Genomic DNA, 15,429 nt, shown 5'->3' with positions numbered 1-15,429 from the left:
GCGTTCGCTGGCATCGTCGTCGCCGTGATGCAGACCCTTGTGGTGCCGCTCATCGCCGAGTTGCCGCGGCTGCTGCACACCACGACCTCCAACGCCTCCTGGGTGATCACCGCCACCCTGCTCGCCGGAGCCGTCGCCACCCCCGTCATGGGCAGGCTCGGGGACATGTTCGGCAAGCGGCGGATCCTGTTCTGCAGCCTCGGCCTGCTCCTGATCGGCTCGCTGGTCTGCGCGTTCACCTCGGATCTGCTGCCGATGGTGGTCGGCCGCACCCTGCAGGGCGGCGCGATGGGCGTGATCCCGCTCGGCATCAGCATCATGCGCGACGAGGTGCCCGCCGAGCGGATGGGCTCGGCCATGGCACTGATGAGCTCCTCGCTGGGCGTCGGCAGCGCGCTCGGCATGCCGGCCGCCGCCTTCGTGGCCGAACACGCCAACTGGCACGTGCTGTTCATGGGGTCGGCCGGACTGGCCGCGGTCGCGCTCCTGCTCGCCGCGCTGTTCGTACCGGAGTCCCCGGTCCGCACCCCCGGGCGCTTCGACATCATCGGAGCGGTCGGGCTCTCCGCGGGACTGGTCTGTCTGCTGCTCGGTATCTCCAAGGGCAGTGACTGGGGCTGGGGGAGCGGCACCACGCTCGGACTGTTCGCCGCCTCGGTGGTGATCCTCATCGTCTGGGGCGCGGTCGAACTGCGCGTACGGCAGCCGCTGGTCGACCTGCGGACCACCGCGCGCCGCCAGGTGCTGCTGACCAACCTGGCCGCGATCACCATCGGTTTCGCGATGTACGCCATGTCCTTGGTGCTGCCGCAGCTACTGCAGTTGCCGAAGGCCACCGGCTACGGGCTGGGGCAGTCCATGGTGGTCGCGGGGCTGTGCGTGGTGCCCGGCGGAGTGGTGATGATTCTCCTCAGCCCGGTCTCCGCCAAGATCTCGGCGGCCCGCGGCCCCAAGGTCTCCCTGATGCTCGGCAGCGTGGTGATCGCCGCCGGTTACGCGTCGGCGCTCGGCCTGACGCACACGGTCTGGCAGACGCTGATCGTCTCCGCCATCATCGGCGGCGGCATCGCACTGGCCTACGCGGCCATGCCCGCCCTGATCATGGGTGCGGTGCCGACCTCGGAGACGGCCGCCGCCAACGGCCTCAACACCCTGATGCGGTCCATCGGCACCTCAACGGCCAGCGCCGTCCTCGGAGTTGTGCTCACCCACATGACCAAGCCGCTGGGCGGGGTGCCGCTGCCGTCCATGAACGGCTTCCGCACCTCGTTCGTCATCGCCTGCGCGGCGTGTGCGGCGGCGCTGCTGATCGCCGCGTTCCTGCCGGGCCGGAGTGCGCGGGCGCGTGTCCCCGCAACGCCGGTGCAGCAGGCGGCAGTTGATGAGCCGGGTACGCAGCCCGCGGTCCCGGGCGGGGCCGGGTTCCACGGCCTGGTACGGGACGCCGACGGCGAGCCGCTGGGCGGTGCCGCCCTCACCCTCGTCTCACCGGACGGACGGCAGGTGGGCCGCACGGTCTCCCACCCCGACGGCCGGTACGGGCTGGACGCCCCGGCCCCCGGCCCGTACGTGCTGATCGCGGCCGCGGGCGGGCACCAGCCGCAGGCCGCCTCGGTCATGGCGGCGGCGACCCCGGTCGCCCACGGCATCAGGTTCCCCCGCGCCGCGGAACCGGTCGCCGCGCGGGTGCGCGGCACCGTACGCGCCGCGGCGGGCGGCCGTCCGCTGCCGGATGCCCGGCTGACGCTGGTGGACGCCGCCGGGACCGTGGTGCGCACCACCATCACGGACGCCGACGGTACGTACGCCTTCACCGACCTGGCACCGGGCGAGTACTCGCTCATCGCCAGCGGTTATCCGCCCGTGGCCTCGGCGCTGGCCGTCGAGGGGCGCGGCGTGGACGGGGCCGACATGGAGTTGGCGCATCCCCCGGCGCTGTGAGGCGACGGTGTCCGGGACCACGGGCGGCCCGCCGCGTGGGCGGAATGCCGGGGTCACCGCGACGGTTGCCCGCTAACAAGTTCAAGCCGCGTTTGCACATACCGACTGGTCTCTACAAAGGAGCTTTCCGTGACCGTCACCGAGTCCTCCGCCTCCCGTGCGGCCGAGATACTGTCCCGGCCCGTCACGCTGAACGGCCTGACCGTCCCGAACCGCATCGTGATGGCGCCGATGACGCGCATGTTCTCCCCGGGCGGCGTCCCCGGTGAGGACGTGCGGTCCTACTACGCCCGTCGCGCTGCCGCGGGTGTCGGTCTGATCGTCACCGAGGGGACCTACGTGGGCCACGAGTCGGCCGGGCAGAGCGACCGGGTGCCGCGGTTCCACGGTGCGGAGCAACTGGCGGGCTGGGCGAAGGTCGCCGAGGACGTGCACGCCGCGGGCGGCACCATCGTGCCGCAGCTGTGGCACATCGGCATGGTGCGCAAGCAGGGCGACGCGCCCTACGCCGACGCACCCGCCGTCGGCCCCTCCGGCATCCGCGTCGACGGCACCGAGGGCACCGGCAAGGCGATGACCCAGCGCGACCTGGACGATGTCATCGGCGCCTTCGCCGAGGCCGCCGCGGCCGCCGAGCGCATCGGCTTCGACGGCGTCGAACTGCACGGCGCCCACGGCTACCTGCTCGACCAGTTCCTGTGGGAGCGGACGAACCGCCGTACCGACGCCTACGGCGGCGACCCCGTGGCCCGTACCAGGTTCGCGGCCGAGATCGTGGCCGCGGTCCGCGAGAGCGTCTCGCCGGAGTTCCCGGTGATCTTCCGCTACTCCCAGTGGAAGCAGGAGGCCTACGACGCCAGGCTCGCCGAGACCCCGCAGGAGCTGGAGGCGATCCTGGCCCCGCTCGCCGCCGCCGGGGTCGACGCCTTCCACGCCTCCACCCGCCGCTACTGGCTCCCGGAGTTCGAGGGCTCGGACCTGAACCTGGCGGGCTGGACCAAGAAGCTCACCGGCAAGCCCACCATCACCGTCGGCTCGGTCGGCCTCGACGGCGACTTCATCCGCGCGTTCGCGGGCGAGGGCGCGGCGGTCGGCAGCCTCGACAACCTCCTCGACCGCCTGGAGCGCGACGAGTTCGACCTGGTCGCCGTCGGCCGCGCACTGCTCCAGGACCCGCAGTGGGCGGCGAAGGTGCTGGGCGGCCGGTTCGAGCAGCTCACGCCGTACGACGCGGCGGCGCTCAAGACGCTGAGCTAGGCGCTCGGTTGGGGGTGCGGCGAGGTGCGGTCGGTTTGGCTGCGGCGCCGTCGTGGTTGGTCGCGCCCACGTGGCGGAGCCGCACATGACCACAGCCCCGCGCCCCTTTGGGCCCCAGGGCACCGGTTCCAACCGGTGCCCTGCGGCGCTCAGTCGGAGAAGTCCTGGGTGAGCCAGACGGTGCCGTTCGGGTCCCGGTAGACGGCGATGCCGATGTGGGTGAACGTGCTGCTGAGGATGTTCTGGCGGTGGCCGTCGTTCGGTGGTTGCTCGTTCAGCATGGACTGCGTGAGGCTGACGGCGGCCGTGGCGACCTGCTGGGCGTCCGGTCCCGCGGAGGCCTGCCCGATGTTCTCCCCCGCGGCGCCCCAGTGGACGCCCGCGGCCGTCTCCCTGTCGCCCAACTGGGCTTCGCCCGGGCACTGGTGGGACAGGCCGCATCCGTTGTCCATGGCGGTGTTGTGTCCGGTCGCGCTGTGGGTGAGGCCGGTGGTGATGGTGTAGGGCGCCAGGCCGTGGGCGGCGCGTGCCTGGTTGATCAGCGCGAGGACCTGCTGGACCGCGCCGGGTTCGGCTGGCGGGGGCGTGGGCGGTGTGCTGACCGGGGCCGCTGCCGGGTGGGTCGGGGACGGCTGGGCTGGGCGCGGCGCGGCGGTCGGGGTCCGGCTCGGGGAGGCCGTGGGCGGGTGGGGGGTCGGGGGCGCGGAAGTGTGCGGGGGCGGGCTGGCTATCGGCGCCGTCTTCACCAGCACCGGCTGGGCGGCGGAGGTGGGTTTCGCCGCGTGGGTGTCGTTCGGTGAGCCGAGGGCCACGGATATCACGGTGGCCGCGGCCGTCACCGCGGCGCCTCCGGCGAGCAGGTGCGTGCCCCGGGGCCGCAACCGCGGACGGCGGTGGCCGCCGAGCCGTCCGCCGGGCCGCCCGTTCGCCCGGTGTGCCGCGTGCCGCGCCGCCGTGGTCGGCGGCGTGCTGGCCGAAGCGCTCAACTGGGCCGTCAGGCTGGCGGCCGGTGCGTGCACCACCTGGGCCGCGGACCAGGCCAAAGCGGCGGTCGGCGGCACCAGGGCGATGCCGACGAGCAGGCTCTGCGCGGGTATCAGCCCGCTGCGCCGACCCGAACAGGCCCCGCAGTCGCGGACGTGCCGGGATATTCGCTTGCGCCACAGAGCGGACGGAACACCGTCCCACCGCGACACGACGGAATCCAACCGCGGACAACGCGAGGGCGCCGACAGCGCGCGCACCACCAACCGGGCGCCCTCCAACTGCGCCTTCATCCGCTGCACCCGCACCGCGACGAAACCCGAGGGCAGTTGCAGGGCGGCGGCCACCTCCGAACGGGTCAGCTCACCCGCCGCCTCCAGCCACCACAGCGACAGCAGCGCGCGGTCGTCCTCGTCAAGCCACCGGGTCGCCTCGGCGACCTCCCGGCGCTGCCCGGACAGACCGAGGCGGATGATGGTCAGGTCCACGAAGTCGGCGCCCGGATCGGCCAGTTCGGCCACCTCGTCGACCCTGGTGTCACCGGCCGACGCCTGTTTGCGGTGCCAGTGCCGACGTATCTCGTTCATCGTCACGGCCACCAGCCAGGCGCGGAACCGGTGGGGTTTGCGCAGCCCGGCCATACCGTCCAGGGCGCGCAGCATCGTCTCCTGCACCACGTCGTCCACATCCGCGTGACCGCGCAGAGCGCGGCCGACGATGTTGTAGACCAACGGCAGGTACTCGGCTACCAGTTCGTCCCGTGTGCGCTCGCCTCCTGCCCGCGTGGTCGCGATGACCGTGGCCTCACGTTCTGGCGTCATGTCCGTCCTCGCTCCCTGCCGCAACGTGTCTGCATGCCTTCGACACCTGGGAGACCCTGCCAGGGCGGGTCGGATAACAGAAACCTGGGAAATTTCTTGCTGACTTCTCTCGGGTCGGCCGATAAGGGCCGTCAAGTGCCGTTATTCCGGCACATCCCGGTCACATAGCCGCTGCCGCGCGGAAATCGGGACCGACCGTCGGCCGAAACTGTGACGAGCGCCACTTGGGCTTGATCGGATCCTCGTCGACCGGCTAACTTCCACTGCCCATTGGACTTGCCTTCGACAGCGTCCAGTTCACGAGAGCCTCGGCAGCCGTGAATCCCTCGGGGATCGCTGCCGTATTCCCCCCACGTTCCGGGATCGCACGCGAAGCATGCGCCCTTGTCAAAGGCGTTGGTCGCGAGCCGTTCCCACCATCTCAGGCAGGTAGGGCCGTTGTTGACTTCGTCTCGATCGCGCGGAAGACCCGTACGGGGTCGTGGAACTCGAACACCTCTGAGGGCGTAGCCGTCCTCGCCGACTGACCGCGAGCCCGCGTCACACACATCACCCGCCAGCCGCGCGCAACGCGCCGCCAGACGGCGGGGCGTGACGGCACATACCACCGGCTCACCGTTCCGGTCGGCTCACGCGGGCGCTCCGCAAGCGCCTTCCCACCAACACCTTCCTGTCAGGCCCCTGACAGCCATAAGGAGATCAACCATGTCTCGTGCTGCCCACAAGTGGAAGACCATCAGCGGCAGGACACGCGCTGGCATCGCGCTTGCCTCGGCCGGGGCGATCGCGGCCGTGACCGTCGGGGTCTCCTCGGCGAGCACCGTCGCGCCCCGTCACGACCAGGCCGCCAGCCAGGCACCGCGCACCGCGAGCGCGACGCGGCACCCGTTCGGTCTGGGTGCTGTGCCGTCGAAGTCGGCGTGGCGCCAGTCCATGCTGCGCCAGTCCGTCGAACAGCGACTGGAGGCCACCGCTCCGAGCCCGACGGCCGAGGCCACCAAGCCGACGAAGAAGCGCCGGGCCCTTCCCGCCAGCGTCGATCTGACCAAGTACGCCGCCGCGCCGGGCAATCAGGGCCAGGTCGGCTCCTGCGTGGCCTGGTCCATCGACTACTCGGCCTACAGCATCCTGGAACACGAACAGGGCATCTCCGGCGGCCCCCAGGCGCCCATGTTCACCTACTCCCAGATCGTCCACGGGCAGAACGTGGGCACCTCGCCGGAGCAGCACTTCCAGATCGCCACCTCGCAAGGCGTCGACACCAAGTCCGACTACTGGCAAGGCGACTTCGACTACACCACCCAACCGACCGCGAACGAGATAGCCAACGCGGCCAAGTGGAAGCTGTCCGGCTACACCCCGCTGCACACCGGCAAACAGATCAAGAACGATGTGGAATCGGCCCTCGGCCGCGGTGAGCCGGTCGTCATCGCGATCCCGGTGTACGACAGCTTCTTCTACCTCAACCAGCGGCAGGCCGCCTCCTACACGTACTCCCCGGCCGCGGGCGAACAGTACGCGGGCGGCCACGAGATCACCATCGTCGGCTACAACAGCCGTGGCGTGCGGGTGGAGAACTCCTGGGGCAAGAACTGGGGCGACCGCGGATACATCAACCTGTCCTGGGACTTCCTGGCCAAGCAGGTACAGGAGGCCAACGCCGTCGGCAAGCTCGTCAAGCAGTGAGGGCCCGGTCACGGCAGCGCTGAGCCAGCCCAGCGGTCGGCCCCATCCTCCTCGGGGCCGACCGCGGGGCGCCGCCGGGTGCGTGCGGTGCGCGCCGCGTAGCATCGGCGCATGGCCAAGACGACCGCCGAGAAACTGGGGGCCAAGGAGGGCGCGACCCTTCTGCTGGTGGGGGCGCCCGAGGGCTGGACGCCTGGGCCCCTCCCGGCGGACGCCACGATGACGACGGCCAAGGGCGCGGCGGACCTCGCCGTGCTCTTCGCGCCCGACGCCGCCACTCTGGACGCCACCGTCAAGGACGCGCTGGACGCCGTCCCCGTCGACGGGCTGCTGTGGGTCGCCTACCGCAAGGGCGGCGCCAAGGCGGGCACCGACCTCAACCGCGACATCCTCCAGGAACGGCTCGCCCGCCACGGCCTGGTGGGCGTCTCGCTGATCTCCCTGGACGACACCTGGTCCGGCATGCGGGTGCGCCCGACGACACACGTCGGCCGCCGACGCTGAGCGCTCCGCCGGGAGCGCGGGCGATGTGCTTGGCCGGTCGCTCGGTTTCCCGCGCCCGTTCAGAGCGCTACGTCGCCGACCGTTCTATGATCACTACTCCGCGTACGAGGGGGGCGTGGCATGGCGGCTGGCGGATCGGCGTCACGGCGGGCGCAGGAGGCACGGCGGCAGGAACGGCTGCTGAGGGAGCAGTGGCAGGCGGCGCGGCAACAGGCGCGCAGATGGGAAGCCGCGAGCGAGGGCGAACGCAGGGTGGCGGCCCAGCTGTTGGTGCTGACGGAACGCGGATGGCGGCTGCTGGTCGACCGCAGGTGGCCGGGGACGCGGGCGGCCAACGTGGACATGTTGCTGGTCGGCCCGGGTGGTGTCTTCGTACTCGACGTGAAGAACTGGCGCTCCGCGCCGGAGACTTCGGGCGGCAAGCTCCGCGCCGGGGGCGAGCCCCGCGACGAACACGTGGCCAAACTCCTCGCCATGACGAAGGCCGCTGAGAGCGCGGTGGCCTCGCTGGGGCTCTCGCCGGTGGCGGTCCAGCCCCTCATGGTCTTCGCCGGGCAGCGGGTCGACCTTGAGCTCGGCCGGGTGCGGCTGCTGGGAGAACACGAGGTCGGCCCGGCACTGCTGGCGGAGCGCCGCAGGTTGGGCGGTGAATCCGTGCGGGTCATCGCCGACCAACTGGAGCGCTTCTTCCCCGAGTACGAGGGGTCGGCGGTGACGGAGGCGGCGCGGTTACGGCCGCAGCCGCAGTCCCAGCCCGAACAGGCGCCGCCCGACGCGATGTTCGACCTCGACGGCCTGCGCGAGGCCGCTGTGGAAGAGGCGTTTCGGGCCCCGATAGAGCGGTGGATGACCTTCCTCCACCCCGACCAGGTCGCACTGGTGCGCCGTAACTGGGCCGGTCCCGCGCGCATCAGCGGCCCGGCCGGGACCGGCAAAACGGTGGTCGCCCTGCACCGCACGGCCCATCTCGCACGGCGCGGCAACGGCCGGATTCTGTACGTCACCTTCGCCAACAACCTTCCGCGGGTGCAGGGCACCTTCCTCAGGACCATGTCCCCCGCGGTCGCCGACCGGGTCGACTTCCGCAGCCTGCACTCCTGGGCCCAGGAGTACCTGCACGACCGCGGCGTGCCGGTACGGTTGCACCGGGACAAGGCCGAGACCGCCTTCAGCCTGGCGTGGAAGCACGTCGGCCGCGACAGTTGCCTGGCCGAGATCGACCCGTCGCCGGGGTACTGGCGCGAGGAGATCGACCACGTGGTCAAGGGCCGCGGCATCGCCTCCTTCGAGGAGTACGCCACAGTGCCCCGCCGACGCCGCCGCGCGAGCCTACGGCGCCCGCACCGGCAGGCGGTATGGGCACTGTACGAGGCGTACGAATCCATCCGCACCGAGCGCGGGGTGCACGACTTCAACGACGTCCTCTCCCTCGCGCTGGCCGAAGCGCGCCGCGACACGGGTCAGCACCGCTACACGGCCGTGATCGTGGATGAGGTCCAGGACCTGACGCTCGTCGGGGTGCGTCTGCTGCACGCCCTCGTCGGTGACGCCCCCAACGGGCTGCTCCTGGTCGGCGACGGTCAACAGGCCGTCTATCCCGGCGGATTCCGCCTGTCCGACGCGGGCATCGACATCCGGGGAGACCGCGGGCAGGTGCTGCGCACCAACTACCGCAACCGCAAGGAGATCCTCCAAGCGGCGCTCGCGGTCGTCGCCGATGACGCCTTCGAGGACATCGACGGACTGCGTACGCCGGGCCGCCGGGATGTCGAGCTGACCTACCACGACGGCCAGGTGGTCCGTGTCTCGAAGCCGACCCGGGCCGAGCACGACCAGGCCCTGCTGGATGCCCTGCGCGCTCTGTCGCCCGCGGCGCGGGCGGACACCGCGGTGCTGTGCCCCTCCATGCGGGCCATAGGCCACTACCAGGGCCTGCTGACCCGGGCGGGCATTCCGGTCTGCCTGCTGGAACACTACGATGGCCGGCCCGTCGAAGCCGTGAAACTCGGCAGCTACCGCCGGGCCAAGGGCCTGGAGTTCAAACGCGTGTACCTTCCCGAGCACGATGCCGCGCTGTCCAACGACCCGCGTACCGACGGTACTTGGCCCTCGGAGACCGAACGCGAGCGAAACGAACTGTTCCGCAGCCAGCTCTTCGTGGCCATGACCCGCGCTCGTGACGTGCTGTGGCTGGGCAGCGTGAGCCGAGCGCCGGAAGGTGCATGAGGTTCGCCACCCGGCCTGCGAGCAGCGGCGGCGGGAAGGGGCATCCGGCCGCTGCGGCCGTCGGTTGGCGGCTCAGCGCGGCAGCGGCTTTCCGTTCGCCACGTAGTAGCGGCCGCCGCAGCTGTAGTGCGCGTAGTCGCCGACGCGCCAGACACACACGCCCGCGTAGTAGTTGGGGCCGTCCCAGTACCAGTTCGTGGACTGGCTGCCGGAACCATTGAGGGTGTGCGTGGAGTTGAGGTTCTGGGAGGACGCCGAATCCGGAACATAACTCCTGAAGAAGTGCATCTCGCAGGAGCTCCCGGCCGATTCGAGGGTGCCCATGGCGAAGCCGCCCGTGCCGGATGCCTTGTAGTCCAGCCAGGCCATGCACCCTTCGGTCGAGGCGAGGGAGCCGGGGAGGTAGCCGGGGTCGCCCGACGGGGGCTTCGGCGCGGCCGCTGTCGGGTTCGCATTCGTCCCGGCGGGGCCGGAGGACGGGCCAGCGGACCTCGCCGGGGTGGTGGCGCTGGCGCTCGCGCGGGCGGACGGGGAGGCGCCGTGCGCGCCGGAGCCACCGTTGACCACGGACTCCAGGGGGTCCCCCTGCGACGGCCGCGCGGGAGCGGCTTGCTGGGCCTGACCGCCCGCGCCACCGCTGCCGCCCGAGCGGCCCATCACGGCCCAGGTCACCCCGGCCCCCGCCACCACGACGGCGACCGCGGCGGCCACCGCGACGGCGGTACGGCGTTGACGTCGGCCGCCGCTCTCGCGTGGGTCTCCGGCGGGGACGGGGTGTGTGGGGCGGGTCCCGTCGTCGGGCGGCGGCCAACCCGGCGCTTGGGGGTGGGATTGCGGTTGGGGGTGGGCTTGGAGGTGGGATTGCGGTTGGGGGCGGGGGTCCCGCTGGGATTGTGACTGAGGGTGAGGCTGCGCTTGGGGGTGCGCGGACGGGGCTTGCGTCCCGGGGTGCGACTGTGGGTGCGCGGGCGGCGTTTGCGTCCCGGCGTGCGGCTGAGCGAAGGGCGCTCCCGCACCGGCGTACGGCTGCGGCTGGCCGGGCACTGGCTGAGCGGGCACCGGCTGGGCGGCCCTGGCCTGGCCGGAGCCCATCGACCCCGTGGCGGGCCGCGCCCCGAGCGCCCTCGTTTCCGGGTCCCCGGGTCCCGCCGTCCCGGTCGGGGGGTCCGAAGGCCGCTCCGCCCGGCCACGCGGAGCCCCGCGCCACCGACTCCAGCATCTCCCGCGAACCTTGGGCGTCCGGCCTCGCCTCCGGTTCCTTGGCGAGCAGCACTTCCAGTACCGGTGCGAGCGGGCCCGCCGCACGGGGCTCCGGGAGGGGCTCGGTGACGATCGCGGCGAGCGTGGACCACGTCGACGTACGGCGGAAGGGCGAGTCGCCCTCCACCGCCGCGTAGAGCATCGCGCCCAGCGACCAGATGTCCGAGGCCGGGCCGGGCTGCCGCCCCTGGGCGCGCTCGGGGGCGAGGAAGTCGAGCGAACCGACCAGTTGGCCGCTCTGGGTGAGGTTGGCGGCCGCGCCGTCGCCGGGGTCCTCCATGGTGGCGATGCCGAAGTCGGTGAGGACCACCCGGCCTCCGCGTTCCAGCAGCACGTTCCCCGGCTTGACGTCGCGGTGCAGCACACCGGCGGCGTGCGCCGCGCCCAGCGCGTCCGCCACCTTGGCGCCGATCGCGGCGGCCTCCCGCGGGTCAAGGGCGCCGCCATCGGCGAGCACGTCGGCGAGAGACGGGCCGTCCACCAGCTCCATGACGATGATCGGGCGGCCGTCCTCCTCCGCCACGTCGTGGACCGAGACCACGCCCGCGTGCCGGATGCGGGCGGCGGCCCGCGCCTCCCGCTGCATCCGCAGCCGCAGATCGGCGAGCTCACCGGCCGAGGCGTCGGCGAAGGTACGCAGCTCCTTGACGGCGACCTCGCGCCCGAGCACCTCGTCCATGGCCCGGCACACCATGCCCATGCCGCCACGTCCGAGCTGCTCGATCACCCGGTACCGCCCGGCGAGCACTCTGCCGTTCGAACCGCCCCCGGTCCCCGCCACTGTTACCGCTCCCCTCCCGAGCCGACCACCCGGCCGCATCCCATGCCTGCCACCGCCGGGCCCCCACAGCGTAGGACCCTGGCGGCGGCTGGCGGGTGGCGAGGGTCAGCGTCGGTTGTAGGGCAGTGTCGAGTTGGACGCGGCGACGAGGACGGATTCGGTGCCCAGGGTCGTTCCGGTGTCCTGGTACATCGAGACCTGGCCGTCGGACCAGCGCACCAGGTAGTCGTCGGGCCAGTTGTCGGTGCTGGTGAAGTTGCCCGCTACGGCGACTGTGGCGTTGGTCCACAGCGTGCTGGGGGCACGTAGCCGTACTTCGCCGTGGAAGCCGTTCTGGTCGACGTCGGGATAGAGGGTCAGCTCGCCGTCGGACCAACGGACCACCAGGTCCGATTCGTTGGATCCGGCGAAGTCACCGGTCGCGAGCGTGGTGGCGTGGGTCCACAGGGAGTTGGGCGGGTTGAGTTGGGCCTCGCCGTGGGCGCCCGAGGCGCTGATGTCCTTGTAGAGCGTGGTCTCGCCGTCGGACCAGCGCACGATGAGGTCGTCGGGCCAGTGGTCGTCGGTGGTGTAGCGGCCAGCCGTCATGGCGACTTCGTGCTGCCACATCGTGCCGGGTTTGACCAGTGTGATCTGCTGGTGCAGTCCGGTGGCGTCCACGTCGGGGAAGAGGGTGAGGCTGCCGTCGGTCCAACGGACCATGAGGTCATAGGTGTTGGATCCGGTGAAGTCGCCCGCGGTCATGGAGACCGCCTTCGTCCAGGTGGTGTTGGACGCGGCGAGTTGGATCTCCTTGTCGAACCTTCCGTTGCCCGCGCCGCGGTAGAGCGTCAGTTCACCGTCGGACCAGCGCACGATCAGGTCGCTCTTGTCCGGGTCCGGCGATGGCGAGGGGGTGAAGTAGCCGGACGCCATGAGCGTGGCGTGGGTCATGGTCGAGGCACTGGGCAGCACGTTGGGGCGCGCGGGTGCGCTTCCGGCCACCGCCGCGTTGTACAGGTTCTGGATGTCGGCGTCGTACAGGGAGCTGTACGAGATGTCTGCCGTCGGACCGCCGGTGTCCCAGCCACCGATGCTGCCGACCACGTCACCGGTGCCGGTCTGCGGGTTGAAGTCGGCCAGGAACGGGCCTCCGCTGGTGCCCACCCGGTAGTCGCTGCAGGCGATCTGCAGGTACGACCCCGGTGTGCCGTCGGTCGGGGTGAACTGTGTGGTGGCGGTGGTGCAGGTCAGCGGCTGCGGGTCGTTACCGGGGTAGCCGACCAGTGTGACGTTGGGGAAGACGTAGCCACGGCCGGTGGCGAGGTTGTTGCCGCCCACCACGTCCTGGACCTGCTTGCCGTCGCTACGTGCCCCGAGTTGCACGAACGCCACGTCCCACGGCGCACCTTGGACATGGCCGCGGTCGTAGTAGCGCGGGTCGATCCAGACCCGGCTGCGTCCTTCGGAGTCGGTGGCGATGGGGAAGACGCCGTACGGCTGTGGGTTGGCCGCTGTCCACTGCGGCACGAACGCCATGGAACCGCCCCCGGCGCGGGAGTCCATGCAGTGGCCCGCGGTGAGCACGATGTCGTGGTGCGGACTGTTGATCACACTCGCGGTGCAGAAGTAGTAGCCGCTACTGGTCTGCATGTACATCCGCCCGACCATCGGGAGCCCGCCGAAGTACGAGCTGGTGGCGCTGGTACCAGTCGAGCCGGTGGGGGACGGGCTGGGGGACGGTGTGGGGCTCGCCGAGTCGGTGGGGCTCGGGGAAGCGGATGACGTGTCCGTGGCGGTCGGGCTCGGGGTGTCGGTGGGGGTGGCTGACGGCTCGGGGGTCGATGTGTCCGTCGGGGTGGGTGCGGCGCTGGGCGTCGGGGTGTCGGTGGGGGCGGTGTCCATGGGGACTTCCCGCAGGTCCTGCGTGTGCGGGCCACCGGCGTTCGGCCGCTGGACGGCGCCGTGGAGTCGGGGGTGGCTGACCTTGCGCGCCCTCGTCGGCTTGGCGTCCGGAAGCGGTTTGGCCTCGGCCATGCGCTCCTTGGTCCAGAACTGCCTGGCCTCCAGCGCCGTCCAGCGTTGCGCGTGGGCCGGGCGGGGCGGCGGGGTGGCCGGTATCGCGGAGGCGGACACCGGAGGGGCGTCGGCGGCACCAGCGGCATCCACCGCGACGAGCGTTCCTATCAGGGCGACGACCGTTCCGACAGTGCCCATGAGAAAAGCACCGCGCCGACCTGCGCGGTGCTTAGAGGATCTGAGCAACTGGCCTGTATCTCCTCACTTGGCAGCTCCCCCTTACACGTGTGGTCGTTGAGCGGTCGGATCATATGGCTGCCGTCGCATCCGGTGAATACCCGGGCCCATGTCCCTCCGGCTGCGCGAGATCTACGCGGTGAGCAAGCGCACGGCCGTTCCGTAGGCATCCCCTCACAACGCCGTCAGCCGCGGCAGCGAACTTTGCGGGCGTAAATCGCTCGGAGACTCCCGGCCGCGTTGCGGATCCCGCTCTCCCGCCCCTGGTGACGCGGGCAGCGCGCTCGCGGTGAGCGCGTTCGGCTGGCAAGGCGTATATGTGAAGCCAGTGGAAGTACAAGCATGATGCGGTGAGCCAAACCGTACGGTGGCTCCGTTCCTTCCGGGGCGAATGCGGGGTCCGGAAGCAGGAGATGCACTGTGGACGTCCTGCAACCCACGTTGGCGAAGGTGCCGTGGATGATCACGGCGCTGGCCCTGGTGGCTGGCGTCCTGCTGGACCTCTTCGCGCCCCAGCCGTACGAGGGGCTCCCGCTGCTGGCGGCCGCGCCGCTGGTCGCGGGTGCCACGCTCTCCTTTCGCTCCGCGCTCGCCATCGTGTGTGTCACGTGCGTGGTCTCGGTGGGGGTGGACGTCGAACGCGGACGTCCGGCGACGCCGCTGTTCGTGGATCTGGCCGTGGTCGGCTTGATCGGCGTACTGGCCCTCGCCGTCAACCGGCTCATCGTGCGGCAAGGGCGTGATCTGGCGCTGGCCAGGGACGTCGCGGAAGCGGTCCAGCGGGCGGTGCTCCCGGACCCGCCGGGGAGCGCCGGGCCATTGGCCGTGGCCGCGGGGTATACGGCGGCGCAGGCCGAGGCGCGGATCGGCGGTGACTTCTTCGCGGTGCAGGAGACGCCGTTCGGGGTCCGGATGATCATCGGGGATGTGCGGGGCAAAGGCATCGCGGCTGTCGCCGCCGTGGCGGTCGCGATCGGAGCGTTCCGTCATGAGGCCGAGTACGCCTCCACCCTGGTCACGCTGGGACAGCGGATGGACGAGGCGATGGCCAGGGCAGCGGCAGGCAGCGGCCCGGTGGCTTCCACGGAGGGCTTCACCACCGCTGTGCTGGCCGAGGTCTCCGCGGACGGCGAGGTGCTGAGCCTGGTGAACCGCGGGCATCCGCCCCCGTACCTGGTCCTCGACGGGCAGATCGAACGGCTCGACCCAACCGCGCCACAGCTGCCCCTCGGCCTGGGGCTGGGCGATCTCACTCCCGCCGACTCCGTGCCCGCCGATGTCGTCCGGCTGCCTCCGGGGGCCTCGCTGTTGCTGGTGACCGACGGTGTCACCGAGGCGCGGGACAAGCGGGGGACCTTCTATGATCCGATCGCCTCAGAGCGCATGCGCAGGCGGTTCAGTGACCCCGACGCACTCGTGGATGCCCTTACCAAGGACGTCGGCCGCTGGACCGAGGGCGAACGCGCGGACGACATGGCCATCCTGGCGGTCACCCGGCGCCACCGCCCTCCCCGCGCCGCCTGATCAGGAGACGAGCCCCCGACGCCGCCCCAGCCTCGCCTCATGGTTCCGCGCCGCCCCCGGCTCCCGCCTCGCTCACGACCGCGCCCCCTCCCGACCCCGCCTCGCTCAACGGTGCCGCGCCGCCCCTGACCCCGCCTCGCTCAACAGTTCCGCGCCGCCCCCGACCCCGCGCCGCCCCCGGCTCCCGCCTCGCCCGTCCCCGCCTCGCGA

At 71.6% G+C, this 15,429-nt stretch carries 9 protein-coding genes and 1 pseudogene; 6 read left to right on the top strand and 4 right to left on the bottom strand.

Going from position 1 to position 15,429, the window contains the following annotated elements:
• Positions 1–27: 27 nt before the first annotated feature.
• Positions 28–1,941 (top strand): MFS transporter, encoded by a 1,914-nt coding sequence (locus NON19_RS08315; protein WP_372514051.1) that lies wholly within the window; start codon positions 28–30, stop codon positions 1,939–1,941.
• Positions 1,942–2,070: 129 nt separating this feature from the next.
• Entirely contained in the window at positions 2,071–3,198 is a 1,128-nt protein-coding gene (locus NON19_RS08310; protein ID WP_255926035.1) for an NADH:flavin oxidoreductase, read from the top strand.
• A 149-nt stretch (positions 3,199–3,347) separates the two neighbouring features.
• Here the strand turns inward: NON19_RS08310 and NON19_RS08305 are convergent, their stop codons facing one another.
• Entirely contained in the window at positions 3,348–5,003 is a 1,656-nt protein-coding gene (locus tag NON19_RS08305; protein WP_255926034.1) for a sigma-70 family RNA polymerase sigma factor, read from the bottom strand.
• 705 nt (positions 5,004–5,708) lie between these two features.
• Here NON19_RS08305 and NON19_RS08300 point away from each other — a divergent pair.
• The 3 genes from NON19_RS08300 to NON19_RS08290 all read left to right on the top strand — a co-directional run bounded on the left by NON19_RS08300 (position 5,709) and on the right by NON19_RS08290 (position 9,419).
• Positions 5,709–6,689 carry a C1 family peptidase gene (locus NON19_RS08300; protein WP_255926033.1) on the top strand — a complete coding sequence of 327 codons (981 nt, stop codon included), beginning with the start codon at positions 5,709–5,711 and terminating at the stop codon, positions 6,687–6,689.
• Between the two features lie 111 nt (positions 6,690–6,800).
• Positions 6,801–7,193: a hypothetical protein gene (locus tag NON19_RS08295; protein WP_255926032.1), complete on the top strand. Its 393-nt coding sequence runs from the start codon at positions 6,801–6,803 to the stop codon at positions 7,191–7,193.
• A 120-nt stretch (positions 7,194–7,313) separates the two neighbouring features.
• A complete protein-coding gene (locus NON19_RS08290; RefSeq protein WP_255926031.1) occupies positions 7,314–9,419 on the top strand; it encodes a nuclease-related domain-containing DEAD/DEAH box helicase in 2,106 nt (701 codons plus the stop codon).
• Between the two features lie 72 nt (positions 9,420–9,491).
• On the opposite strand, the gene NON19_RS33345 is transcribed toward NON19_RS08290, so the two are convergent.
• From NON19_RS33345 to NON19_RS08275, 3 genes and pseudogenes are all read right to left on the bottom strand, one after another.
• A complete protein-coding gene (locus NON19_RS33345) occupies positions 9,492–10,130 on the bottom strand; it encodes a hypothetical protein (RefSeq protein ID WP_255926030.1) in 639 nt (212 codons plus the stop codon).
• Between the two features lie 580 nt (positions 10,131–10,710).
• Positions 10,711–11,358, bottom strand: a pseudogene (locus NON19_RS33340) (serine/threonine-protein kinase); the annotation flags it as partial.
• Positions 11,359–11,565: 207 nt separating this feature from the next.
• Positions 11,566–13,656 (bottom strand): trypsin-like serine peptidase, encoded by a 2,091-nt coding sequence (locus NON19_RS08275; protein ID WP_255926029.1) that lies wholly within the window; start codon positions 13,654–13,656, stop codon positions 11,566–11,568.
• A 480-nt stretch (positions 13,657–14,136) separates the two neighbouring features.
• Between NON19_RS08275 and NON19_RS08270 the strand changes: the two genes are divergently transcribed.
• Positions 14,137–15,219, top strand: a complete 1,083-nt coding sequence (locus NON19_RS08270) for a PP2C family protein-serine/threonine phosphatase (RefSeq protein ID WP_255926208.1) — start codon at positions 14,137–14,139, stop codon at positions 15,217–15,219.
• Positions 15,220–15,429: the final 210 nt, after the last annotated feature.

It is taken from the genome of Streptantibioticus rubrisoli (assembly GCF_024436055.1).
GTDB lineage: Bacteria > Actinomycetota > Actinomycetes > Streptomycetales > Streptomycetaceae > Streptantibioticus_A > Streptantibioticus_A rubrisoli.
This window is presented reverse-complemented; position numbering and strand designations above follow the sequence as displayed.